This window comes from Streptomyces sp. NPDC033966 (assembly GCF_055575955.1).
Map to the genome: position 1 here is coordinate 129921 of NZ_JBVIRQ010000008.1, position 24758 is coordinate 154678.

General features: G+C 65.7%; 23 protein-coding genes. 2 read left to right on the forward strand and 21 right to left on the reverse strand.

Annotation, left to right across the window (positions count from 1 at the left end; all coding sequences use genetic code 11):
* Window positions 1-203 precede the first annotated feature (203 nt).
* The 19 genes from ACZ518_RS23300 to ACZ518_RS23390 all read right to left on the reverse strand — a co-directional run bounded on the left by ACZ518_RS23300 (window position 204) and on the right by ACZ518_RS23390 (window position 20517).
* Window positions 204-1310 carry a DUF5047 domain-containing protein gene (locus tag ACZ518_RS23300; RefSeq protein WP_469114929.1) on the reverse strand — a complete coding sequence of 369 codons (1107 nt, stop codon included), beginning with the start codon at window positions 1308-1310 and terminating at the stop codon, window positions 204-206.
* Entirely contained in the window at window positions 1310-3532 is a 2223-nt protein-coding gene (locus ACZ518_RS23305) for a hypothetical protein (RefSeq protein ID WP_469114930.1), read from the reverse strand. The genes ACZ518_RS23300 and ACZ518_RS23305 overlap by 1 nt, the downstream gene beginning before the upstream one ends.
* Before the next feature lie 162 nt (window positions 3533-3694).
* Window positions 3695-8716 (reverse strand): peptidoglycan DD-metalloendopeptidase family protein, encoded by a 5022-nt coding sequence (locus tag ACZ518_RS23310; protein WP_469114931.1) that lies wholly within the window; start codon window positions 8714-8716, stop codon window positions 3695-3697.
* 403 nt (window positions 8717-9119) lie between these two features.
* A complete protein-coding gene (locus tag ACZ518_RS23315; RefSeq protein ID WP_469114932.1) occupies window positions 9120-9440 on the reverse strand; it encodes a hypothetical protein in 321 nt (106 codons plus the stop codon).
* Window positions 9441-9551: 111 nt separating this feature from the next.
* Window positions 9552-10139 carry a phage tail tube protein gene (locus tag ACZ518_RS23320; RefSeq protein WP_469114933.1) on the reverse strand — a complete coding sequence of 196 codons (588 nt, stop codon included), beginning with the start codon at window positions 10137-10139 and terminating at the stop codon, window positions 9552-9554.
* Window positions 10140-10202: 63 nt separating this feature from the next.
* Window positions 10203-10571, reverse strand: a complete 369-nt coding sequence (locus tag ACZ518_RS23325; protein WP_469114934.1) for a hypothetical protein — start codon at window positions 10569-10571, stop codon at window positions 10203-10205.
* Window positions 10561-10920: a hypothetical protein gene (locus tag ACZ518_RS23330; RefSeq protein WP_469114935.1), complete on the reverse strand. Its 360-nt coding sequence runs from the start codon at window positions 10918-10920 to the stop codon at window positions 10561-10563. The genes ACZ518_RS23325 and ACZ518_RS23330 overlap by 11 nt, the downstream gene beginning before the upstream one ends.
* The gene (locus tag ACZ518_RS23335) at window positions 10920-11273 is read right to left on the reverse strand and encodes a hypothetical protein (RefSeq protein ID WP_469114936.1); all 354 of its coding nucleotides are present in this window, start codon (window positions 11271-11273) and stop codon (window positions 10920-10922) included. The genes ACZ518_RS23330 and ACZ518_RS23335 overlap by 1 nt, the downstream gene beginning before the upstream one ends.
* Entirely contained in the window at window positions 11264-11623 is a 360-nt protein-coding gene (locus ACZ518_RS23340; protein ID WP_469114937.1) for a hypothetical protein, read from the reverse strand. The genes ACZ518_RS23335 and ACZ518_RS23340 overlap by 10 nt, the downstream gene beginning before the upstream one ends.
* Window positions 11624-11860: 237 nt before the next feature.
* Window positions 11861-12886: a major capsid protein gene (locus tag ACZ518_RS23345; RefSeq protein ID WP_469114938.1), complete on the reverse strand. Its 1026-nt coding sequence runs from the start codon at window positions 12884-12886 to the stop codon at window positions 11861-11863.
* A gap of 15 nt (window positions 12887-12901) precedes the next feature.
* Window positions 12902-13300, reverse strand: coding sequence for a head decoration protein (locus tag ACZ518_RS23350; protein WP_469114939.1), 399 nt, complete (start codon window positions 13298-13300; stop codon window positions 12902-12904).
* A 23-nt stretch (window positions 13301-13323) separates the two neighbouring features.
* Window positions 13324-13947, reverse strand: a complete 624-nt coding sequence (locus tag ACZ518_RS23355) for a hypothetical protein (RefSeq protein WP_469114940.1) — start codon at window positions 13945-13947, stop codon at window positions 13324-13326.
* 40 nt (window positions 13948-13987) lie between these two features.
* A complete protein-coding gene (locus ACZ518_RS23360) occupies window positions 13988-14797 on the reverse strand; it encodes a hypothetical protein (protein ID WP_469114941.1) in 810 nt (269 codons plus the stop codon).
* Complete coding sequence (locus ACZ518_RS23365) at window positions 14778-16301, reverse strand: phage portal protein (RefSeq protein WP_469114942.1); 1524 nt, start codon at window positions 16299-16301, stop codon at window positions 14778-14780. Before ACZ518_RS23365 ends, ACZ518_RS23360 begins: the two co-directional genes overlap by 20 nt.
* Before the next feature lie 13 nt (window positions 16302-16314).
* Window positions 16315-17967, reverse strand: coding sequence for a terminase (locus ACZ518_RS23370; protein WP_469114943.1), 1653 nt, complete (start codon window positions 17965-17967; stop codon window positions 16315-16317).
* A gap of 65 nt (window positions 17968-18032) precedes the next feature.
* Window positions 18033-18497, reverse strand: coding sequence for a phage terminase small subunit (locus ACZ518_RS23375; protein WP_469114944.1), 465 nt, complete (start codon window positions 18495-18497; stop codon window positions 18033-18035).
* A gap of 198 nt (window positions 18498-18695) precedes the next feature.
* Complete coding sequence (locus ACZ518_RS23380) at window positions 18696-19295, reverse strand: bifunctional DNA primase/polymerase (RefSeq protein ID WP_469114945.1); 600 nt, start codon at window positions 19293-19295, stop codon at window positions 18696-18698.
* Window positions 19296-19531: 236 nt separating this feature from the next.
* Complete coding sequence (locus ACZ518_RS23385) at window positions 19532-19804, reverse strand: hypothetical protein (protein WP_469114946.1); 273 nt, start codon at window positions 19802-19804, stop codon at window positions 19532-19534.
* Window positions 19801-20517, reverse strand: coding sequence for a spherulation-specific family 4 protein (locus ACZ518_RS23390; RefSeq protein WP_469114947.1), 717 nt, complete (start codon window positions 20515-20517; stop codon window positions 19801-19803). Before ACZ518_RS23390 ends, ACZ518_RS23385 begins: the two co-directional genes overlap by 4 nt.
* Before the next feature lie 321 nt (window positions 20518-20838).
* On the opposite strand from ACZ518_RS23390, the gene ACZ518_RS23395 reads away from it, so the two are divergent.
* Window positions 20839-21108, forward strand: a complete 270-nt coding sequence (locus ACZ518_RS23395) for a hypothetical protein (RefSeq protein WP_469114948.1) — start codon at window positions 20839-20841, stop codon at window positions 21106-21108.
* A 47-nt stretch (window positions 21109-21155) separates the two neighbouring features.
* Here ACZ518_RS23395 and ACZ518_RS23400 read toward each other — a convergent pair whose 3' ends face one another.
* Together ACZ518_RS23400 and ACZ518_RS23405 are read right to left on the reverse strand one after the other, a co-directional pair.
* A complete protein-coding gene (locus ACZ518_RS23400; protein ID WP_469114949.1) occupies window positions 21156-21914 on the reverse strand; it encodes a hypothetical protein in 759 nt (252 codons plus the stop codon).
* Window positions 21915-22465: 551 nt separating this feature from the next.
* Window positions 22466-23971: a recombinase family protein gene (locus tag ACZ518_RS23405; RefSeq protein ID WP_469114950.1), complete on the reverse strand. Its 1506-nt coding sequence runs from the start codon at window positions 23969-23971 to the stop codon at window positions 22466-22468.
* Window positions 23972-24298: 327 nt separating this feature from the next.
* Here ACZ518_RS23405 and ACZ518_RS23410 point away from each other — a divergent pair, with 327 nt between their 5' ends.
* Window positions 24299-24664, forward strand: a complete 366-nt coding sequence (locus tag ACZ518_RS23410) for a cupin domain-containing protein (RefSeq protein ID WP_469114951.1) — start codon at window positions 24299-24301, stop codon at window positions 24662-24664.
* Window positions 24665-24758: the final 94 nt, after the last annotated feature.

A 24758-nucleotide genomic window follows, 5' to 3' on the forward strand; every position in this document is an offset into this window, starting at 1 on the left:
AGCCACCATGACTTTGTCCCCGGCTGACACGGATACGTGCCGAAGCCGGCGGACGGAGTAGACGGGGCCCGTCGCCGTCGTGATGTCGAGGGTTCCGTCACCATTCACAATGGTCACCACTGCCATGACCCATGAGGCTCCGCGCTGTGTGACTGCGTCCGCGGCAGTCCGCTGAACTGCGTCGACGAGCCGGTGAGACTGGCTCACGTACTGTCCTCCTTGCCGCCTCGCAGAGTCAGGGTTGACGAGCCAGTAGCCGTCAGGGGGATTGTCAGCGATTGGACGAGAAACAGATTCCGGCGCCCCGCATATCGCAGCCGCACGCAATCTCCCGGCTCCAGCGCGGGGTTCGGGGAAGCGGAAATTGAGGTCTGGATATTCGGTGCGGTGGCATCGAAGAGCATCGACTCCGCCACCGCCAGACACCCCGCGCTCGACGTCATAAGAGCCGATGAATAGAACTTCGGAACCCTGCCAAATGGACCACCCCACCTCGTGGGGCTCGTCGGCTCGTCGTCATACACCACCGCACTAACCGGCGTGCTGTTCGATGCGGTGTTCTCTCCCGATACTTGAACGGCGTTGTAAACGGCCGTTCGGGACATCGTTCGGGAGGCGGCCATTAGCGTTCCACCCTCTCCTTCTGCAATGTCCCAGACGACGTTAGCCAATAGAACGTTGGGAGAGTCCGCGACGATATAGCGGTTCGTTGCGTCGCAGTAGATTTCCGAGTTCATCGCGCGAGCGACTTGCGTAACGGCGTCCCAACGGTCCGACTGCGCGTTCCACGTTGCGACCGGACAAGCAGGGTTTCTGTGGTCTGCTGTTGCGTTGACGATCGTCGCCGATGGGTCGGTTTGGTGGATCAGGTACGTCAGGACGTCCATACACGTTGGATATCCACGCGTCGACGTCGGGGCTAGGAATCGGTCGTCCTGCATCACGACTTCAGCCGACTTACCCGTTAGGGTGATTGGTCCCATCCTGACATTCGCCGACGGCTCGTCAATCCGGAAGGTTCCGAGCGGAACCCATTCCGTGCCTGAGGCGAACGGGATTCCCCGGGACACCACGAGTTCCTGACCGTAGACGGCCAGAGGGTCGGTTGCATTCCAGGGGAGGAGCTTCAGGTCCGGCACCGTCAGGGAAAGCGACCGGCGAACCTTGGATCCGCGGTCGAGGGTGACAGCGCCATCAGCAACCGGGACGTCCGGGAGCACGAGCGCCCCGTTGTAGTACGCGTCCACTCGGACGGCGATCCGGTGTGATGTCGTGAGCGCCTGGCGGAAGGCCGGCGTGATCGTCTGCATCAGCCGGCCTCCCCCGAGTAGACGCCCAGCCACGTGCCGTGGGTAGTCAGGACGTCAAGCCAGTCCGTCTCCGTCGCGACGTCCGCCCACGTGCGGGTGGCCGATCCGACGAGACCGCCGATCGGGCGGTCTACCTCGACGAGCGGTAGTTGCCACGTCCTGTCCTGGTACTTCGCCCACCGGAGGATGTGCGTCTCCGTGACGTCGCCAACCTGGACGTAGACGTCTTGCTCGCCCCACGTCGAAGGCCACTGGATCAAGAGGGTGTTGCCCGACGACAGCAGCCACCACAACCGGGTGATGTCGTCGCGCGTCGCAGTTACGACGGTCAGCGTCCCGGTACGGCTGGTTCGCACGTCCGTGATCACGATGGGCGTCGATCGCCCGGTGATCTGATGCACTCCCTGACGGGCCGCGCGGGTCCAGTCCGGGACCGTGTCGACGGTGAGCGTCGAGGACCGGACCGGCTCCACCGGGTCTTTGACCACGATGTCCGTTACTGGCGGCTCAGGAATCGTCACGGGCCTGGAGGTCGCGCGGAGGTACGCGGACCCGGTGTAGGCGCGCACGCTGTACGTCACTGGGACCCCTAGTGGGGCCTCGTAGTCGGAGGCGACGGCGATGTCCCCAGTGATCGGGACCGCCGTCATGTCCCCGCCTTCACCGCGGACTGCGGTCAGGGCGCCGTCTTCCCGGACCCGCCACACGCCGTAGTGGGTGTGGCCGCCCGTGGTCAGCCCCTGAAGGCTGATAGCGGCTCCATATGCCCCCGGGATCACGTCTGCGATGACGCCGAGACCGCCCAGGGTGACGGCCGCCTCGTCGAGGTAGTACGTTGCTGTCCCTGGAGCCAGGATGCGGAAGCCGACCCTGAGGGACACCGCACTGTCCGGCGCAACGTCAGCACCCATCGGGGTGTACCAGCCGGCGAGCGTACTGGTTTCCCACCGGTAGGTGCCTGTTGTGACCTCGACACCCAGCGCGTCGTACCACGTGAAGAGGACGTCAACGCTGACGTTCGCGGCCGTGGCCCCGTGGTACAGGTACGCCGTCGCCTGATACGCCCGACGAGGAGTCACCGGCACGGCCGCCACCGTTCGTACCGTGGCGTAGGCGGCCCCGGCCGTCGTGATCGCCATCGAGGAGGCGCCCTGAATCTGGGTGGCCGCTGTTCTGGCGATCGTGCAGCCGGAGACTACGCTCCACCCTGATGTGCTGACCTCGAAGGACTGCGTCCCGTAGTCGAGGAGCGTTCCCGCAATCCGCGGTGCTGGCAGCAGCGCCACCATGTCCCAGAGGCATGTTTGCCCTGCGGCCGTTGCCGTGGACTTGAGGGAGACCCGCGCAGTCACGGCACCGGCCGGGGGCGTGCCGATGACCGTCACTCGCGTCCACGCCGTCCCGGGCATCGACAGCCAAGGGCCGTCGCTCCCCGAGACGAAGACGCCGCCGGAGTCGTACCACCGAATCTGGATCTCCACATCCATGGACGCCGTGCCCGGCTTCACCACGGCGTGGGCCACGTACTCCGTGCCCGGCGTGACGGTGTAGAGAAGGCTCGTGTTCATCCTTGTCGCGCCGGCGGCTGTGGCCGTCGAGCGGAGGGCGTACCAGCCTTCCCAAGAGTCGGTAGAGACCCGGTCCGCGGAGCAATTCGTGATCGCAGACCAGCCGGAGGTGTCGCCTTCGACGCTGGCCACGTTGTAGGCGAGCATCGACGAGGCGACGACGTTCGGAACCCCGAGCGTCATCAAGTCGGCCGCCACCACGGCGCCGGCGGACAGGCCCGTCACCGTGATCGTCAGGGATGCATAGGCCGCTCCGGCGGGCGCTGTTGCCGTCACCTGCGGGGGCGGGGTGTTCCAGGACGTCGAGTTGGCTAGGGATGTAGCCGTCCCGACCGACGTCGAGAGGGCGGAGCCGCCCGACGAGCCCGCCCACCACGTGATCGTGACGGATGATGTTCTCCCGGAAGCCGCAGCCACGTTGGCGAAGAAGGCGTAGGCCTGATACTCCGTCCCGGCGACCACCGCGTATCGGGTTGTGGTGGTCGCTGAGACGGTACCGGCAGCCGTCGCAGTCAGCCCCAGGGATTTCGCCCCCTGATAGAAGCGCGTCGAGTGCGACAGTGTGGTGTTGGCGCCCGCTGTCCATCCGCTGGTGGAAATTTCCACGCTCGATGTAGTGATCGGTATCAGGTTCGACGCCAGAGGTACCGTCATCCGCCGTCACCTCCCATCTCACCACGCATTGGGGCCGCGCCGACGTTCGGCGGAGGCTCGACGAGTGGTGCGGTGTAGACGGGGAGGTCCGGCTCCGGCTCCGGCTCCGGGACCGGGACCGGATCTACAAGGGGCGGCCCTTCAGGCTCGTCGTCGGGCAATTCAGTACCGCCTTCCCGTAGTGAGTGCGTCCGCCGCCAGGGCGTCGCGCTGGTTGATGCGGACGTCGACGATGTCCGTGATTTCGCGGTCCCCGACGTAGACGTGAACGTCGGCGTGGAGCTGCGTCGGCCCCATCGACGGGGTCAGCCCGCGCAGGCTCGACGCTTGACGCGCCATAGCGCGGGAGTCCGACGCGCTGTAGACCTGTGTCGGCGAGAGGAAGCGCACCAATTCGGGGCCATGTTCGCCGACCCACGCTAGTTCCCCAATTCCGGGGAATCCACCGTTCGCATATCCGCCCGGCTGGTTGTAAGCACGCGGCAGTGACCCGTATGCGTCCATTGCGTACCGCATCGAGGCGTAGATGTTGGCAAGCGGATCAATCGACACGCCGTACATGAACGGCCCGGTCCCTCGGAATGGACCGGCGTAGCTCTGGAATGTCGGCCGGATCACCTGCATGAGGCCGGTTGACGGGTATCCGGCCCGCGCGTTGATGTCCCAGAGGTTCACCGCGCGCGGGTTGCCGCCGGATTCCTGCGCCATTCGGCGAAGGGTGGTATCGGCGTACCCAAGTGGGTTACCCGTCATCGCCAGAGCCTGGTTTACGACCCCGCGCCACCGTTGAACGTCGGAACCGCCGTTGCCGGACCCGCCTCCGGAGAGATAGGTCATGGGGTCGACAGCGCGGCCATTGATTCGGGCCTCCAGGTGGAGGTGAGGACCGGTAACGTTTCCGCTGTCTCCCACACGTCCGATCACTTGGCCCTGCGAGACGACCTGCCCTACGGAGGTGGCGATTTCAGAAAGGTGGGCATAGAGCGACGACAGCCCGCCACCGTGATTGATCATCACGTGATTTCCGTACGGGCCTCCGCCCGTCGCGATGCTGACTTTACCGCCCGCGACAGCACGGACGATCTCGCCGAAGCCTGCGGGGAAGTCGAGGCCCGTGTGTCGGCCGCTCGCCCACATACCTCCGGATACACCGAATCGTGTTCCGAATCCAGCGTTTACTGGCTTCGCCCAGACGCCGCCATCCCCGCCGAATCCGAACCATTCAAGGGCCTTGTCTTTCAAGTCCCCCAGCAGCCGAAGGGGCACCTTGGTGACCATTGACGCCCACGCATTGTCGTCTGCAATGCTCGACATCTTGCTTTTCGCGCTGCCGATCAGGTCGTCAAAGAGCGCGCCGGGATCCGTCAGGGCCTCCCATCCGCCCTTCAGGACGTCGCCTACACGCCCTGCCTTATCCTTGATCCAACCGACGACTCCGCCGTCTGCGAACGCCGGCGTTCCGGCGGAGATAGCCCGCTGAACACCGCCGATGCCGCCAGAACGCGCCGCCGCGTTCCACGCATTGATCCGGTCCGCCCCGACGGCCCGCGTCCACTCCGGCCGCATGATGGCCTCACCGCCACCGACGGCAATCAACCGATCGTCACGTCCCGGCGAATAGCCGGACATGATGCCGCCAGTGTGGAAGCCCTTGATCGGCTCTATCTTGCTGACGCCCGTGATCTTAGAGACGGCGTTCCAGACAGGGACGATGCCCCCGTTATACACGGTGTCAATGATGAATTTGACTGGTCCCCGCGTAATGTCCTTCAGCTGATCCCACGACCGCTTGATGTCCTCCTTGCAGACCTCAAAGCCCAGCGCGAGGAACTTTAGGGCGTCTTTCAACTTGTCAAGATTGGGCTTGACTCCGTACTCGTACAGCCACCGCGCCTTTTCCGCGATGGAGTCGAGGTGAGGGCGGACGTAAGCATCCCATAGGCGCTTAACGGTCTCTCCGACCTCCACAAGAATTGCCTTGATGTAGCCGAATGTAGGCTTGAGCACCTTCTCCCAAAGCCACATCCCCTTTTCTGCGATCCACTGGAAGGCAGGCTGAACAGCGTGCTCCCAGAGCCACATCACAATGGCTCCGACTATCTTGAAGAGGACGTAGAGAGGCGCGAGGACAATCACCGCTAGGATCTGGAAAAGGATCTTTGCCGCACCCCAGATGAAGCTGAACGCGGGCCCAATCGCCTTCTCCCAAAGCCACATCGCGATTTCTCCGACGCCCTTAATGGCCCACCAGATGAACTCGAAAATGGGCTTCAGGATCGTCGTCCACAGCCATTCGGTCGCGAACTTGATTCCCGCCCAGGCCGTGTCTACTGCCGTACGGAACCACCCGACATTGTTATAGGCCCATACGACGGCGAGAGCGAGCAATCCAACGATGATCACGACTGCTCGAATAAGAGGAACGATCCCCGTCGCACTCAGCGCTGCCGCCCAGCCCGACGTCACGAGGGTGGCGCCGGCCACAGCGATTTCGTAGATGGCCATTGCCGCACCGAAAGCCGCCATTCCGAGCGTTAGCGCCTTCTGAGCGAAGTAGATCCCCCACAGGATCTGAACAAAACCGGGCGCGTTGATCGAAATCCAAGAGATGGCAGTGAATACAGGCCCCAGCCACTCGAACATTGTCGTCGAGAGGGGCGCCAAGGCCTTCCCTACATCGAGAGCGGCGTTAAGGATGTCCTTCAGGAATGTGGCCAGCCCTGGAGACGTCTCCTTTACGTAGGCAAGGAATTTCTCGAACTCAGGAGACCCCTTCAGGCTGGTTCCCCAGCTGGCGAAGCGTCCGGTAATCCGGTCCGAGGCAGCGACAATGCCGTCCATGTGCGGGAGGAAGGCGTCGATCGTGCCCGCCATACCCACGAGGATGTTCCCAAATGCAGTGCCGAGCCCAACGATTGCAGGCTCCGCCGACTCCTGGATATCCTTCTTGAATCCCTGCCAGAATGGTGTCTTCAACTCCGCTGACGCCTTGTCCATCAGCGTGCCAACTGCGCTTGCGGCCGACAGGACCAGCGGTGTCAGGCCCGGGAGTGATCCCTTCATTCCGTCGACGCCGCGCGTAAAGAGCGGAAGTACGGCCGGCTGAAGCTCCTTATGCCATGCCTTGAAAGCGGACGTCAGCCCGGTCGGCCCCGCGATGGCGTCAAAGAGCTGCCGCTGTTCCGGCGAAAGCTTGGCCAGTGCCCGCTGGTACTCATCCGTCTTCGCCGACGACTGCGAGAGTGCACTCAGACCCGACAGGCGAGCGGACTCAACGCCCCGCTCCGCCGCCTCGATGGACTCCGCAGCGCTGATCTGGGCTGCGGAAGCAGCCTCCGCGGCGTCCGCTACTCGACGCTGAGCGTCAGCCACGGCCTGAGCGGACTCGACCTGAGTCCGAGCCGCCGCCTTCTGCGCGTCGGCAACAGCCTTCGTCTGATCCCTGACCGCGCGCTGTGCGTCACCAACCCGCTCCGTGGCAGCGCGGACAGCGTCGGATCCGTCGACGCCGGCCTTTCGCTGCTTTGCTGCGTCCTGCTGGAGTTCCGCGAACTCCCTGCGCTGTTCCTTCGCGGCCTGTACGGCTTGGTCGTAGCGGAGCTGCGCCTCGTCTTGCTCCAGGGCGGAAGCTGCGGCGCCCTTGGCACGAACCTCGTTGAGGTCTTCCTCTGCCTTGCGGACCCGGAGGGCGGCAGCACGCTGGTCAAGGGCACCGTCAGTAAGACGGTCGCTCAACTCCCTGAGCTGCTGCGCAGCGTCGGCGCGGGCCTGCGTGAGGTCTTCCTCCGCGCGCTGCGCATCTCGCTTCGCGCGCACGAGCCCTTCCTCCGCGCGCTCGACAGCTTCCGCGGCCCGGATCCGGTCGTCGGCTGAGCGCTGCGCCGCCTGTGCGACTGCACGTTCAGCGTCCTGGACTCCGCGGTTCGCCTGAGCGATGGAGCGGGCAGCGTTTCGGTGCGCGGCAGAGAGGGCATCTTGTGCGCCAGCCATCTGAAGCGCGCGCTGCGCCGCCTGAGCGGCCGTTGCGGCTCCGTTGTCAGCAGCCTTCGCGGCGTCCTCGTCAGCGGCCTTCTTCGCCTGGAGCGCCGACGTCACGCCCTTGATGGCGGGGACCGCCACAAGCGCCAAGGCTCCAACGCCAGCGGCACCGGCCGTCGCCATGGCAGCGATACCGCCGAGACCCGCGAGGATTGGCGGTGCTGCGGGAAGAGCAAGGAGGATGCCGAACTGGGCTACGAGATGCATCAGCGCCGACGTCGCGCCCGACGTGTCCGCCAGCGCCTGGATCCGGAAAACCTTCGTGTCGTCGGCCATCGCCTGGAGCGCAGCCAACTGCGCGGCAGCTGCCGCCGTGTCCGCGCGGACGTCAATGTCTGCGGCCGTCAGGGAGAGGGTCCTCAGGCGCTCCTGTACCTCATTGATCTGCGCCAGCGCTGCGCCGGCATCGATGTCGATCCCAACGCGCTGATCCGCCAGGGCGTCGAGCTGCGCCCGCAGGGTCTGGATTTCGGCCCGTGCCGGGCTCGTGTCTGCGTCGATGTTGATCTCAGGCAGTGACGTCCGCGCCTGTTCGACGACGGCCCGGAGCCGGGCACCGAAGGTGCCGTCAGTCTCCAGCCTGACCCTGCCGGGCACCGCGCTGATTTCCGCGATTGACTCACGGATCTCCACCAGTGCCGCACGCGCTACAGCGGTATCCGCCCGGACGACCACGTTCGGGTGGGCGGCCCCGAGCCGGCGGAGCTGCTCCTCCAAGGCCTCGACCCGGGCAGACGCGTCCTCCGCGCTGATGTCGACGCCGACGCGCTTGTTGCTGAGCTGTTCAAGCTTCGCCCTGATGCGGGCAAGCTGAGCATCAACGCCGGTGTCCGACAGTGACACGTCGAGCTTCGGCATCGCCTTGAACGCGACTTCGAGCTTCCGCCGGATGCTGCGCGCGAAGGCCCCGCCCGCGTCGTCTCCCTGCTTCCCGGCGGCTCGTACGGCGGCAGCGCCGCCCTTTTGGATTGCCGACGGGATGGCGATCACGATGTTGTCGCTGATCGCCTTTCCCATTCGCTCCCCTGCCTCCTTGCCGACCTTGTCAGCAATGGGCAGGACGAGCGCCTTGAGCTTGTTGTGGAAATTGGGGACGATTGGCACGACGTCGACAGCAACACCGCCGACAATATCCAGGTCCGCCATTACGCCTCCGTCGGCTGGTCTCTCAGCCGCGGGTCAAGGGCGCGGCGCTGCTCATCCGTCATCCCCCTCTGCTGGGCGGACTTCGGGGGCACCCCAGGACGGGGCATCGGACTGAACTCACCCGGCTTCCCGCCGGCAGCCGCTATTGCGACGTGCCGACTAAGGACAACTTCGTCCCGAAGCTGCGCCAGGAGCATTTCCACGGCACTCCACTGACCCAAGTCAGGCCGGTAGTCGCCTGATTCTCGAAGCTCATCGGGGTCTACGCTGTTCCGGATGGCCGTCTTCGTCGCCGACTCCGGCGGAAGATGCTCAATCCAGATCCTCAGCGTCCGCAGGGAGAGAGTTCCTCGGTACACCTCCAGCAGTCTTGTGCCGGGGTAGTACCGTGGGATATCTGCCTCTAGCTCCTCCGCGTGCGCTTCGAGGACGCGGAGGGTCGACCAGACTTTCCCGGGGCCTCACCGACGGATTCCATCGCGGCCGATGTGAATTCGTTGATCTCCTCGAAAGTGGCGTCCAGATCGATGAACTCCTGAACGTCGTCGGCGTGCAGCACGCCAGCCGCCCACGTGTCGTAGTCGGCTTCCCGAAGGGCCCGGAGGTAGGACGGGCGCCAGGCGGTGACAGGCTTGATCCGCAGGTCAACGCCACAGAGCGGGGCAGTACCGTACTCCTCCGTCGCCTCGTTCTCCTGAGCCTGAGCGGGGGTGGTAGCAGACATGCGCGGGTCTCCTAAGTCGTTATGGTTGTGGCTGTGCGCGGGTCTTGTGGAACTGTGTTGGGAATGAGCGGGGCCCGGACCCGCGCAGATACGGGCCCCGCTGGTTTAGGGCTACGCCGGGAAGAAGCCGGAAACGTCGATGCCGCCGTACTTGATCGACCGCTTCACCGCAGCCGCGTTCGAAGCGCCCTTGTAGAACTTGAACGTCATCTGGACGGGCATAACGTCAGCCGTCTGTGGCTGTTCGTCGCCGCGCTCCACAACCTTCCCGTTCGGCATGTAGAGCCGCATCCGCTTTCCGTTGTCCATCGTGTCGAAGATGAACGCGTAGCGAAGGTCCGACGGCTGGTCGGGCATGTTGTACGTCGCGATGTCCGTCGTCGGCTCCAGCGACGCAACCGGCACGTTGTCGTAGAGCGCGCGGACAAGCGGGTTCAGTCCTTCCAGGAACGTGACCTGGACGCTCTTTGTCGACTTGGTCATCAGCGTACGAATCGGCTCCAGGGAGCCGGCCGCTTCGATGTCCTTAGTTTCCTCTTCGAGCTTGAAGAGTCCGCCCTCAGTGGTTACCCACCCGAGATTCGTCCACCCTGTCGCGGGGTCGGTGAATGGGGTCGGGGCCGCCGTATCCTTGGCCGCCATGTAGACGAGGTAGTCGGTTGCGCCGAACGTGAGATCGGCATTGCGGGTATCCGCCATGAGCCCTCCAGGGCATGCGAAAGACCCGAATGCCGACGGCAATCCGGGTCGAAATTTAGGGGGTTATGCGGCGTACAGGCTCACGGTGTACGTGGCTCCGCGCCGATGAATGGCCGGGCTGGCCCATGGCTGACGGGACGGGCCGGCGTCGCATCGAACGTCACGGACGACGGCGCCGCCGACTGGGCCACGCAGGAATAGGAGCGCGTCACTCACGCGAGCGGCCAGGAGCCGCGCCTCGTCCGCCGTGGTCGCGAAGACGTCGACGGCGATGCGGGGGTGATCCGTGAATCGGTCGTCCGGCCCGCCGATCCGCTCCACGCGGACGAAGGGGAGCCGGTCCTCAAGGTCGGGCGGCGTCTCGGCTCCAGCCGTCACGGTGAGCGTTGTCTCTATCCAGGGGGCAACCACCGCTTCGACGTCAGAGGCCATGGGTCGCCTTCACGGTGTCGATGGCACGCTGAAGCGGGGCGTACCGCGGAACCCGCCCGTCCCCGTGCTCTACGCGCCAGGCGTGCGGGGCAACGTTCATGACACGGGCGCCGGCGCGAAGGCGGGGCTTCCCGCGGAAGGGCACGTTCTTGAGGAGCGGCTCAACGACGAAGGACGCCTTGTACAGCCCGGGGTGCCTGTCCTCCGTCGGGTCTCCGACGGGCGCGACCGCCTGTGCAGCCGCCTGGAGCTTCAGTGCCGCAGCCTTGCATGGAGCGTGCAGCCACGGCCGCGACAGCATCGCGCCGATGCCGGAGTAGCGACCGGTGTACGTCGACCGGTAGGCCATCAGCCGGTCACCTCCTCTACCGCCGCTTCGACGCGAGCCAGGGACGTCAAGGGGAAGATCAGCGGCGCCCCAACAACCTCGTACGTCCGGTCGCTACCCGTGATCCGGTCGCCGGCCCGGACGTCGGTTCCGAGGGGCGCCACGAAAACCCGCCTCGTCTCCACCGTTGTCGACGCGTCGTGCGTCTCCGAGGAAGACCCCACCGTCACGCCGTACGGGCTGATCACCGCGCTTAGCGGGACATCGATGTGTACTGGGGGGCCGGGAACGTAGCTCCCAGTCGAGTCGCGAACGGGGGCACCAGGGCGCTCAATGGTCCACGTCTCTGACATCAGCGACGCGATCAGCCCCACGGGGCATCCTGCGGCGTGATGTCCAGCATTGCGGCCCCGGCCGCCATCCCGACCGACCTACGCAGCCGGCGCCGCTCGTCCTCCGAGAGGACCACACCGGTCTGTGCGTCGGCGTACGAGACGAGCATGCCACCCGCCTGTTCACTGCGGACTCCACCGGGGTTCGTCAGGGTCCGAGCCGCGACCGCCAGGGCCACGCTCTTCACGCCGGGCTGCGGGGGATCCGACAGCCGGCTCCCCACTTCGCCATGGAAGGCGTCTAGCGTCAGCTCATGAACTAGATCCCCCTGCGCCTGCGTCAGCGGGCGGCCAAGCAGCGCCGTCAGCTCAGTCGTCGTGAACAGGAGCATCGGCCGCCCCCTTTCGGCGGGCGCTAGCGCGCTTGACCGGGGTGGGCTTCTTCGGTGTCGGCTCCGTAAGGCGCCTTACGGAAGGCGGCTCGTCCCATGCCCGCGGGTTGGTAATACGCGACTCAGCCCACGCAGGGACCTCGTCGGCGGGCCCAAAGACGAAGCTCCGGCCCGACTCATCCACCACGTGGACGATGCTGGCTAGACGCGCCATGCGTGAGTGCCTCGCAATTCTGATCAGGTAAGGACGTCGGCGACGAAGGTCAGGTCCGGAGCCGCCACAACCGGGAGGGCAATAGCCGTTGCTCGGGTCCAAAGCGTCTGCGGATCCTCCGACTTGTACGCGCCGACAGCCACGCCGGCGCCGTCGCCCTGGAGGCCGTACCGTGGGTCGTTCGCCTCCACCGGGACGCCCCACAGGGTCTTACCGGCCGCGTCACCCTGTTCGGGAAGGAAGAGGATCTTATCCTCCGGAGTGACTCGCGTGGCGGTGCCGTCGACCGACACCTTCGCGTCGTAGATCACCGGCGGTGGGATGTCGAAGTCGCCAAGGATGGTGGTCAGATCGTCCTTCGTGAGCACAGTCGGTGCCGACGACGCACCTCGGTAAGCGAGTTCCCGGAGCTGCTTGTTCCGGCGCAGGTAGTTGTAGATCTTCCGGCTCATCAGTGTGTACGCCGGGAGCACGCCGTTCGTGGTGTTGTAGACGTCGAGCCACGCCTGAAGGTCGTCGTACGCGTTGGCGTTCTCCGTGTCACTCCACACCGTCGCGGCCGTCACGGAGTGGGACGCGGAGCGCTGGAAGTCGACCGACGCCTGAATCCGGTTCTCCGCGATGGTGACGCTGCCGTTGAAGAGCGCGTCCCCCCGGGCAAGCTCCAGGCGGGCAGCGATGGCGGACACGAGCCGAACCGCGTCCGACTCCATGGCGTCGCGGATCTCCTCGCCCTGGGTGTCGACGTTCCTCATCTGAATCTGGTCGTACTCCGAGACCGGCATCTTCCGCGAGATGGGCGGAAGTTCGCCGGTCACCCGCGCGCCACCGGGCCGGAAGCCGATGTCCGACTCAGCATCGTATGCTCGGAAGACGGCCGCCTCAACGAGGCCACCACCACCCCGGGTGAAGCGGTAGCTGAGATCGTTGATTGTCGTGTTCGGAAGCCAGCGATTCAGGGAGAACTGGTTCTCCTCACGGTCCCGCAGGGCCGCCCGCGCGTAGCCGGTCAGCTCCGCCGGCGTCGCGTACTCTGCAATGAGCTGCATGTAGTGCTACCTCTCTCAGACGAAGACGACGCGGGCGCCGAGATCGGTCTTGCCGGCGGAGTCGATGGCGACGGGGAGCTTGGACTCCCGAATGAAGCAGTGCAGGAGCATCGAGCCGACGACGGTCGTCGAGGCGACGCCACGCGGACTGATCACGTTCTGGTCGGTGAACAGAAAGCCCACGCAGGTCTCTCGCCCGTCGGAGGCCGCGTTGTCGTACGGGCCGTACTTGCCGGACGCCGTCACCCGGCCGAGCGGAATCCCGCTCTTGATGAATCCAGCCGGGTAGTGGGTGTTCGCGGTGAACTTCGAGACATCGAGGGTGACGCTCACGGGGGCGTCGGTGCCGTGGGCGGACCCCAGCCAATCCCGACGGTCCTGTCCGAAGCTGGCGCTCCGAATGCTGAGGTCCATATGGATTCCTCCAGGTTGATGGGTTACTTGCCGTTCTTCGCGCGGTATCGCTCCGCGCCGGATTCGACGGACTTCGGCGGGTTGACGTCGCCTCCGCGGTCACCTCCGGAGCGGTTGCCGCCCTGCGGTGTGGGAGTGCCGAACGTCGACACGAGGTCGTCAGCGTCCGCTTCCAGCTCCTCCCGGGTAGCGCCCTGGAGTCGTGCCGCTTGCTTGGCGGTGAGCCCCTTGTCCGCGGCCACCTGCATTCGCAGGGACGCAGCCGTCGCCGTCGCCGCCTCAGCCCGAGCCGTCTCCGCAGCCGCAAGGGCGTCGTCACGCTCTTTCTGGAGCCGTTCCGTCTCGGACAGGTCGGCTGCCTTGCGGGTCTTCAGCTCCTCGTCAGCCGCACGCAGCCGCTCCAGTTCCGCAAAGTCCGGCGCAGCAGACGCACGGGCCTCGTGCTTTCGGGACTGGTGCTTCCAGTACGCGGCCTGATGCTCTGCGGTCATCTCCGCAATGGGCGTCGCGTCGGGGTAGCCGTGTTCGTTCACCGTCGAAGCGCCGCCTCCACCTCCCCCACCGCCGGCCGGGTCGGTCTCGTAGAGGGTCCACGGCTGCGCCGCGAAGGTCATGAGGTTCTGGCGCGCGAGGGTGCGTCGAGGCATGCGGGGTCCCCTGTCGGGAGTCGTCGGCCCGTGGCGGGCGTCAGGTCGGAAGGTTGATGTCGTCCGGCCCGGTGAAGCGCTGGCCGGCGAAGCCGAGTACGGGACCGATCTCCCCGTGCTCGCGGGAAATGATGATCTTGCGGTAGTCCAGAGCCCGGCCTCCGCGGTCGAAGTCGCCGAGGGCCGCTTCGACGGCGGAGTGAATGGCCTCTAGCCGCTCCTCATCGACGACCTGGCCCGGATCGTAATCAGCCCGGACCGTCTTGACGAGGCAGTCACAGCCCGGATGAATCGGGGCCAGGTTCCGTTTGTGGTAACGCTGCGTCGAGGCGATCAGGCAGAGAGCGCAGTCGTACTCGCCCTGTAGCTCACGGACCGTGTATTCCACGCCGTCCTGATCTGCGGTCACCTCCCGCACGGTGTGCGTGCGGGCTAGTTGGAGATCAGTCGACGCAATCGTTTCAAGCCTGTGCGCCCCGCGCTCCAGCGCGACGTCAAAGGGTTCGTCGTGAGACAGCGCCGTCCAGACGTCGACGAAGGGCCTGCGGTAGACCTCTGCCGGATCCACGCCGCGAAGTGCGCGGCCGATTACCCGGTCGAGGTCCAGCTCTGCACGCTGCGACTCGTCGGTGATCTCTCGGTAAAGGCGTTCCAGGTAGCTCGTCGTCAGCGTTGCAATCTGGCGCTGACCGGCAAGCATGGCGGGAAGGGCCGTCCGCTGGAAGCGTTCAACGTCTTCTCCGCGCCACGATCCTAGATCGGTCCACGAGCGGCTGACTCGCCCCAATGTCGACGTCCACACACCGCGAACGGCTGTGCCGTACTGACGATCAAGCTGCGTCAGCGCCACGGCCGATCACCGTCCGCGGGTCCTGCTGGGGCTGCTGCTGTCGCTGCTTCGCGTCACGCGCAGCCTGAAGTGAGACGGGCTGCGGCTCCTGCGCCGGCGTCGCGTTCAACGCGTCCGCCGCGCGGTCGACCTCCATGCGTGCAATCTCCGCCGGGGTGTAGCCCATGTCCTCCATGCGCTGACGCCACGGGACGCCGGCAGCTTCCTTCTTCACTGCTGCGTCGGCAAGTTCGGCGATGCTGCGCGACTCGGGGTCACGCCAGACGGTTTCGGCGTCGTACGCCGTCGCGCGCTGCTCGTCGCCGAGTACCTTGAAGGCCAGCCTCATGACTGCCTCCCAGGACTCTCCATAGTTCCGTTGGCGGTCCCTGACCTTGCTGACGAGGCCCGTCTCCGCGGCTTTCAGCGCGTCCCCGGAGACGTTGACAACGGCGCCGATCATGTAGTGGGGCGGGGTGCGGCTGATCGCTGCGAGATCCTGCGCGGCAGCCTCCACGGCACGTACGTACGGCATGAGGTCTGTCGAAGAGAACTCACCGAAACGCACGTCAGGGTCTTCGGTCGTCCACAGCTTCCGTATGTCGAGCTGAAACGGCTGAATCTTCTGCCCAGTGATGGGGTCCTCGTCGACCTCCAGACCGGCCGCGTATCGCTGCCTGAAGGCGCCGTACTTCATGGCGGCAATGAGGTTGATCAGCGACAGGTTGATGCGGTTCTGGATCGTGAGCACGTCTTCGTGCTCCGCGAACCCCTCGGGCCGTCGGTTGCGACGGTTCACGAAGCTCACGAGCGGTACGAGGCCCAGCTCATTCACTCGGCGGCCGTCAGCCTCACCCGGGGTCGCAAGCGCGTCCCACCCGCGGAGTGCAGCGGCCCGGCCTGCGAAGGACGGCGCGTCCGACTTCGTGGTGAACTCGAAGACCTCGTCTGGCGTCCAAAGTGTTGCCCTGGTCTGCCCCGTCCAGTCATCGCGCCAAAGCTTCAGCCCTGCGGCCAGCGTCCGGCGGTTTCCCTGCGCGTGCTCCACGGCCACCTGTCGCGGCGTCTCATGTGTCAGCACGGGTCGGCCGTCGTCGCCCTTCTCGACGAGGACGAAGGCCCGGCGCTGGGACAGGGCACCGTAGTGGACGAGGTCCGAATCCGCGTCCATGCTGTTTTCCTGCCAGATGCGGTTCGCTTCGTCGTCGGCGGTCTTGGCGGACTTACCACCCCGCCCCTTGCCGAAGCGGAATCCGTCGACCCCGAGACGCTCCGCCGGCGAGTCAATGACGAGGCTCGTCCAGTTCGTGCGCGCGTCACGCATCCACTCCTTGACTTCCCGCGGATCAACACCGGGGACGTGAGGGAGCGGCGGCTTTCCCTCCGCGTATCTGCGAAGGGTGTCCAGACCAGGCGTTACCTCACCGTCAGCTTCAGTGACGTCGTCCCGTTCGTCGAGGATCTTCTTCCCAAGACGCTGAAGCCACCAGCCGGGAGACTCGACTACCGATGCGTCGATAGGCACGTACGGACCTCCCTCAGAAGGCAACGAGACGGGACGAGCGCTTCTTGCGCTTCGTGATTCCTGCGGCGACGGCGTCAGCGCGGCACTCGTAGGCCAAGACCGCCGACATTGCGGCGTCGATCTTCTTGGGGCTCTTCGCGTGTTCCTTGCCGATGCCCAAGTGATTCCGGCCCATCGGCCGGCGCCTGGCGTTCTTGACGTGGCGGGAGAGAGTGGCGCCCAGCTTCAGATACCGGCTCTCTTCGTCGGGGTCGAGGGATTCCGCGTGGGACAAGCCCTTGTCCTCCACCGCTTCCATGAAGCGATCGAGCGCCGACTCCATGGCCGTTGGTCTGTTGGTCCACCACTCCAGCGGGCGGGCCTGTGTCGCGCGGACCTGAAGATCGGCGCCGAAGTCGGCCGTCCAGCGGTCCACGTAGTCTTGCCAGTGCGGCGGGTCGGCGTACATGCCGCAGACCTCGTAGCGTTCGAAGGCCCGGTTCACAGCGTTGTCGACGCTCTCGCGGTCGACCTGCCAGCCATCGCCTTCGGGGCCTTCCGGTTTCTCCCAGACGCCCAGCAGCATCAGGTGCCCGTCTGAGACACGGCACGCCGTCAGCGCTGTCGCGTCGTCGCGGATGGAGCCGTCGAAGCCCAGGGCGACGAGTTCGCCGGCGGCTATCTCCTCCGCGCGTCGGCAGAGGGCCCACGCGTCGGGGTCCATCCACGCGTCGGAAGCAACGGTCCGACTATTCAGGAAGTACCTGCGGCCGTCCGCGGAGTCGTTCCGGAGGTCGTAGAAATCATCTACGAGCGACTCCAGATCCATCCACTCCATGGCGTCGCCGTAGGCGTCCAGGAGCGCTGCGCGGAGCTGCTCCTCGTCTTTCAGGTTCTTGCACTCGCCCCAACGGTGGTCGTACATGAGGCGGGCACGGCCGCGCTTCTTCCGGCCGTCGCGGATAGCTTCGGCTTCCTCGTACGTCCGCTCCGCAACGGAGTCCTGACCGGGGGCGAACATCGTGGTCGTTTCGAGGTACCACGTCTGCGCTCCGCGCTTCCTCTTGCGCAGGTTGCGTGTCACGGTCGCGTACATGCGGCGCAGCTCAGGCGTGTTGTAGAGGTGAGTCTCGTCGAAGCAGACCCACGTTTCCTTGCCGCCGTCCTTCGACGAGGACGAGGCGGTAGACGGCATGATCTCTCCGCCGTCCGGAAGGATGATTCGGGTCAGCCCAACGTCAACGTTGGGGACCTGCGACAGGGGCGACGCCTCGTCGGTCAGATTGAAATGGATGGTGTCGAATACGTTGCCGGTCTGGCCTTCCTCCGTCGCCATGATGCGGAGGTAGGGAACCTTAACCGGGCGGCCCATCGGTTCGCCGGCTTCGTAGACGTACTCAAAGCCCAACCCCCACGGGTCACGGTAGACCTCTCCGCCCTCCGCCCAGCCGTCGAAACGGGCGGGACCGAAGGCTTCGAAGAGGCCTATTCGGGCGCCAAGCCCGGACTTGTCACAGCCCTTTGGGCGTGAGAAGAACGCTGAGTCGTAGAGAAGTCGACCCTCGTCGTCATCGACGGCGTAACAGTCCACGACGAAGCCGGTGTATTCGTCTCCGTGCCGTACGGGCTCCCCCTGGACGTCGCCAGGGCCATGTACGACGAAGTACTCCATCCATGCGACCGCCATCCACCCGATTGAGCGGGAGCGGTCGTGACCGGGGGCGCGCACGATAGCGCGCGGCACGCGGTCTCCTAGCTGGTCAGACGAGCGCGACGGCTGTTGATGTCGCTCACGTTGTCGGGGCGCTGTACGGGCGCCTGCCGGGCGTTCGCGGGGTCGTCGACCTTCAGCTTCAGTCGGGCCCTGTCCTCCGGCGTGGCGCCGAACTTGGCTGCTCTGAGGCGTACTTCAGAGGCGAACTCCCAACGCCCCTTCGCCCACATCGTGTGGTGCATCAAGGCCGTGTCAATCAGGAAGAGCCAGTCCGTCGCCACGAACGTCTGCGCCTGCGCCGACGTCCGCCAGGAGTCCCACCAGAGCTGAGTCATGGGGTGCCAAGGGAAGAACTCCCCGGTCTCCTCGTCGACTCCGAGCACGCCTTCCGGAAGCTCCGGCCCGCGCATCTCGTCGTCGGGGGTGATGACTGTCTCGGGTTCCGCGGCGTTGCGCCGGCGACGTCGAGTGGGGTCCTTGGGGGCTGGTCCGCGGCCACCCATCAGGCATCACCCGCGTTCGAGATCCACATAGGCACGTTGATGCGCGCAAGAAACTCAGCGCCAAACAGCCGCTCCCAGTCTCCGTCAGTCCACACGTGCACCTCTTCACCGTCAAAGACGTGCGACGGGTGGGGGCCGTCTCGGCAGTCCTCCATCAGCCCTCCCAGGGTAGGACGGCAGAGCCGCCCATGCCGGGGACTACTGCGTCATCTTGGCAATCACCGCGGAGAGGTCCGCGAGGATGGACGGGCAAAAGCCATGTCGGCGCCCCGTCATTGCGATGTAGCGGCCGGTCCCGTAGATCTCCACGGCCGTACCGTCGGGGCGTCGGATGCGGCGTCCCTGTCGAACGTCCGCGCGGCCCCAGATGTGCAAGCCGTCGCCGGACGGGGACACCTCTACGTAGGTGGCGCCCGCGTCGCGCACGATGGCTGCGGCCCACGGCGCCAGACGGCCCGTGAGCGGGTTCAAGCAGTGGTCCAGGTCGACGCACACAATGTCGTCGTCGTCAGAGAGGACGAAACCAAGACCGACGCCAACCGTCGAAGCGGCGGCGTCCTGGTGCGTGCTCCACGTCCGCGGGTCCGTCGACGAGGCCGGCATGCCACCGGTCGTCAGTGGGACTTTCGTTGCGGATCGCCGGACCCACCTGGCGCGGGTCGTCAGCTCCAACGGAGTCGCATCCTTCTTCGCCGCGCGGTGCGCAGCTACCCGACAGCGAGTCGAGCAGAAGCGCGCGCGGTGCGAGTGCCGCGCGCCCAGATGCTTGCCGCATCGCTCGCAGTTGGGTGTGTTCATGGGGTCCAGTCTAGTGGGCCGTGTAACGGTAGTCCATGGTCTGACCTGCGGATATTTGAAAGCAAGTGAGACCGGATCGCTGTATGCCCGCCTCCCGTTTCGGGGATCAAAGCAGTCCAGTCGACCCCTGGCCGACGCTCCAGCGAGCGCCTGAGGACGCCTTGACGGCATCTCCCAGACCCGTACAGACAGCGAGAACCAGCACCTTGACGGTCGGGCTGTTTTGCCGCCGGGGGTCACCCCCCTGGGGTGGCGCCCACCAATGCAGTGAAGCCGGCGCGGGGCGCCCGACGATCTCCATCAGTCAGGGCTCCTCGTACCTCCAGCCGACTGGGCGCCAGCGTGACCGTCAACGTCGTCACCTGACCGTTGCCGCCCGTGCCAACCTTGATCCTGGGCGTTCCCAGCACCGTGCCGATGTCGACACCGTTGACGATCACGCGCGTTACACGAACGCCGTCTTCGCCTGTGTCGTCTTCCTCCTCTAGCACCACATGTGCGCCGCTCATCGGGGCCACGCATGCGTAGGGCGCGATGGGTAGCGGGTCAGGGCGGCCACCATGCGGGGCCAGTAGTCAGGCAGGGTCGACCATGGGTTGCCGCTGGCAAGGGTGGCTGACGTGGCGTACACGTGGTGGCACCCACGCCTACGTGCCAGGGCCACAGCCTCTACTGCCTCGTCCGCAGTGGCTTCGTAGATCAGGTGGGATGTGCGCTCAGGCTGTAGTGCAGTGAGCCATGCAGGCAGTGCCAACGTGCGGTAGTCAGTCATGCTGCCTTCGAACGTCACCACCACGTCGCCCAGGTCCAGGATCTTGGGGTCAGGCACGGTACCGCAGTTCAGCACCACGTACGTGATGCCCGACTCCCGCAGGTGCAGCACGGTCCGGGCTACGTCCTGCACATTCGAGGACCCTGAAGCCACGCGGTCAATGAAGGCGCCTGTGATCCCGCGGGCCACCCATTCTTCCGCTTGACCCTTCATGGTGAAGTCCAGGACGGCGCCGTAGTTGTGGTCGATGTAGCCGCAGACAACTGCGCCCGAACCCACCGCCTTGGCGGCGGCCGTCAGGACCGTGTCCTCCGGTGAGCCGGGACCGGAGTCCTGGTTCACGACGACCCACGAAACCGGCTGATCATCAGCGGCTAGCGCGGCCCATGAGCGGGCGTTCGTACCGGGGTGCGCGTAGAGCGGGATCCCCGCCTTCATCGTGTCCGCCATCAGTCCTCCAGCGCGGGGTGTGTCGCCGTCGGCCGGCGGGTGAAAATGCGGGTTCGAGCGGCAGCTGCGCCGCCCTCGTTGGCGCTCTTCCGCGCGTGATGCCACGGGCAGAGAAGCTGAAGATTCTCGTCCCGGTGGTCGTCACCGGGGATGATGTGGTCAACGTCCGTCCCGGGCATCTCGCACCGTCGGCCGTCGCTGTAGCGGGCCGTGCAGACCCCGCCATCACGGCGGATGATGCGGCGCCGGATCCGCGGCCAGTCCTTCGGGAGGCGCTGCCGGCGAGTACTCCCGTCCCACGCCATTCCGCTACCTCCCGCCGTGGTCGTCGCCTACGCTCAGCGCATGCTGAAAAAGATCCTGGGGAAGCTTGCCGTCCCGCCGATCGACGTCGCGGCCGACGAAGCGTGGGCGCGCGGAGACACCGTCTTCATCCGGAAGCACTTCGCGGCCCCGGGGAAGCTCGACGCGGACGTTGCCCGGGCGATCCAGGCCGTCACGGCCATCGGATGGCACAGCGCGTCGGTGACCTTCGAGGGTGAAGGTCTCCAGCGGGCCGCGAACCTCGTGTTCACGCGGCCTCAGCCGTAAGGCCGGCAAGCCCCGAGCGAACGACCGGATAAAGCCAGCGTGAATCACTACGGCTTTTTTGGCGCCGGGCAGTCCTTCTGAGCCTTCACCGGGTCATGTGCGCTCAGGTACAGGCAGGAAGCGATGCGAGCGTCTCGTTCGCGACGCTCCTCCGCCTTCTGGCTCCGGTCAAGCTGTCCACTGACCACCGCGATAAGGGCGGCCACGGCAAGGGGAGCGACTCGGAAAGCCAGGCTCCACGCCCGCGCGGAAGTCGTCCGAAAGCTCATCTCACCGCTCGGCTTCGATGGGACCTGGACGTTAAGCAGCCCTGCCGCGTGACACTGAACCTTCCCTTCCGGACCGTCTACAAGCGCTACGATTTTGATCCGCTGGTCCTTGGCAATCATGCTCTTATGCAGATGAACCCTGCTTCCGGCATAGGTGACGCCGGGAGCAATCGCGGAGCTCGGGAAAGTCGAAACATCGACCAGATGGACAATTGGAGCTCCCAGGTCGAAGACCAAGGCGTCCGTGTCATGACTGAACCACCCGGGCTCAATGTCGCGCCGCCCGTTGTTCTTGACCTGAAGATCCACTAGACGGGGTTCACTCACTGGCGTTGCCGCGTGCAGTACTGACAGCGTGCTAACACCGTCAGGAATGATGGCCTCGTTGACGTCGTTTCGCCAGATCAGTCGCTTCTTCGGGTTGGCCACATAGAGAGCCGCCCAAATCGTCCCTGACCCCACCAGAACCGCAGCAAGCACGGTCAGGAAGGTGTTCCAAAAGTCCTTGGACCACAGATAGCCGTCTGCCAGCGTCAACCTAGCCCCCACAACATCAAGATGCAGTGGGCGGATGCTACTAGCATCCCTCCGCTCGGCGCACACCCGCAGGTGACGTACATGACGGCCGGCCAGTCTTGGGACCACCGGCGCCGCTCGACCGCGCTCTACCGGAGGAGAGTTCGGGAGCGCAGGAGCGGCGCCGGCCGTCGGAGGGAGCGGACCGTCCGCCAATCGCGACGGTCGCCGTTCTTCCCTCTACCTTCGTTATGGGGGGACGTCATCACTTTGGCAGCGGACCCAAGTTGGACTGCGGAGAGAGAATGCCGGACTAGACCCTGCTTTCACTTTCTCTCTAACGCGTTACTGTAAAAGTGAAAATGACAGTTGGTTCGCCATTTCACACATCGATCAGGCACATTCATGCACAGACGGTAATCAAGGAAGCCGCAGGGATCACTCTTTGCATCGGAGGCGCTCGGCCGACGAGGTGGAGGGCGACGCCGCAGCCCGCGAACGATGCGAAATTTGGTGCCCAGCGAGCGCGCCGACGATCGCCAGCGCGCCCAGCGATGTTACCAACCCGTCATCTAGTTGGCCATCTCGGAGCGGAGGATGCCCTCCAGCTCGACGGACTCAGGGTCCGGATCAGCCGGTCCGAAGTGCGCCCGGTCACCTACGGTCGCGGCCCGCGTGGTGGCGGGCGCTACCCAGACGTGGATTCCGTACTCCATGAGCAGACGGCCGCGTTCAACGTGGCTAGCCTCTTCCCATACCTCACCCAGCTGACGCCCAGTCTTCTTCATCTCCCAATGGGGTTCTTCGTGCGGGATCTCCTGAAGCGCGTTGCGGCGGGCAATGAGCTTGGTGAGTCGGCTACGGTAGTCCGCTTCATCCTCTTCGCTCTCGTACAGACCCGCGTCCCGGTCATCCCGAAGGCTTCGAATCGACCGGTTCACCTGAGCCAGGTCACGCGTTGCATCGCTCCCCGGGTGCCAAACGCGCTTCACTTCATCCATGCGGCCATACGCACGCGGGAATTCCTCGTTGACCCACGTTACGAGCTTCTGCATGTTGACGTACACGCCCGGCTTGTGAAGTCCGGTCTCGGATACCCCGTTGCACGTGAACGCCTTTACCCCGTCCGGGGATGTTCTCTGCTTCAGGTTCCGGTGGCACTCGGAACAACGAGCAACCCCCGAGAGCCAATGTGTCGCGGCAGGCGCTTTGCGCGGCGCTACGAGTTGGGTGTCCAGGACGCTGTGGAGCGCATCAAATTCGTCCCGGCTGAAGACGGGGGGCCATGCCAGCACCGGCATGCCGTCCTCGTCCATCTCTACACCCCCTGCCGGGTCGGGGCGGTGCCCCAGCATCGTGGGCGACGAGAGGATGAAGCGGAGAGCCCGCGTACGCCACGCTGCGGACTGGGCGCGTTCCCCCTTAGCCGTTGCCCCTCGTTGCCGACTCGTCGGCTCACCCCGCTCGTTCAGCCGGCGGGCACAGTCAGCAAGGGATTCACCCTCCAGCACCCACAGCATTACCTCACGCAGCACTCCGACGGCGTGAGGGTCCCGCACGAGCACGCGGCCCTTGCCGTCGGGGTGCGGTGCCGGGGTGAGCCCGTAGGGCACGCGGCCCCCGTGAAAGCGCTTGTCTTCCTTGGCCTTGCGCATTGAGTCCTTGACGCGCGCTTTGATCATCTCGCGTTCAAGTTCGGCGAAGATGGCGATCATTTGGGCCATCGCGCGGCCGGTGGCCCCGGTCATGTCGATGGGTTCGGTGGCGGAGACGAGCGCCACGCCTTCCTTGTCCAGCTCCCGCACGATGTCCGCGAAGCCAACGAAGGATCTGGCGATACGGTCGATCTTCCACACCATGACGATGTCGACGCCGGCCAGTTCGCTCAGCAGTTGCTTCATGGCGGGGCGCTCCATCGGAGGTTTCGCTCCCGACACCCCTTCGTCCACGTAGGGTTCCCCCACTACGCGGCCCCCGCGGCGCACGACTTCCGCGCGACAGGCTTCGTCTTGCCGTTGGATGGACGTACTTGCGTCCGTGAGTCGAGATAGCCGCTCGTACAGCGCGTACCGGTCCATGAGGACAGGCCCCCTTGTCAGTCGGTACAAGGGAGTCTATGTCATTCGGTGCTTTATGAGAGGTCGTACGGCGGCTTCAGGTCATTGAGGAAACGCACGTGCTGAACATCCCAGTCGATCGAAGGATCTTTCTACGGCCTCGACGGGGCAGCCAGCCGAGGAAACGCACGTACTTCATTCTCCCACGACCTGGCGCGCACGCAGCCCGGGCCGATCGTCCAGGACATTCCGGGCCGCCTGGTCGTTTCCTACGGGACCTCCGTCCGCCGGGCGGGCGCGGACCGCCGGGCGGAGAGTGGGAGGAGGACGATCCCACCGGGAGGAGCCATGGCGAAGACGACGCGGGAAGACACGCCCCTCGAGCTGGGGGGCGACGGCCTGGAGGTACGGCTCAAGGAGATCGGCGGGGACCTCACCGTGGGGTTCTTCCGCCTTCCCGAGGGCACGGACATGAGCGAGCCCCTCAAGGGGATGCCCGAGGACATGTGCCAGTGCCCGCACTGGGGGTACATCCTGAAGGGCCGCCTCAGGATGCGCACCGCGCAGGGGGACGAGGAGTACGCGGCGGGGGACGCCTACTACTGGGGGCCCGGGCACGTTCCGGTGGCGCTGGAGGACACCGAGTTCGTGGAGTTCTCCCCGACCGCCGAGTTCCGCGAGGTCATCGACCACGTGAAGGGCGGGGCGGGGTAGCGTCCGCCCCGTCGGCGGCGGGGTGGCCGGGGCGGCCCGGGCCGCTCGGGCACCGGGCCCGCCCCGGTGGCGCCGCAGGGCGTCAGGGGATGCC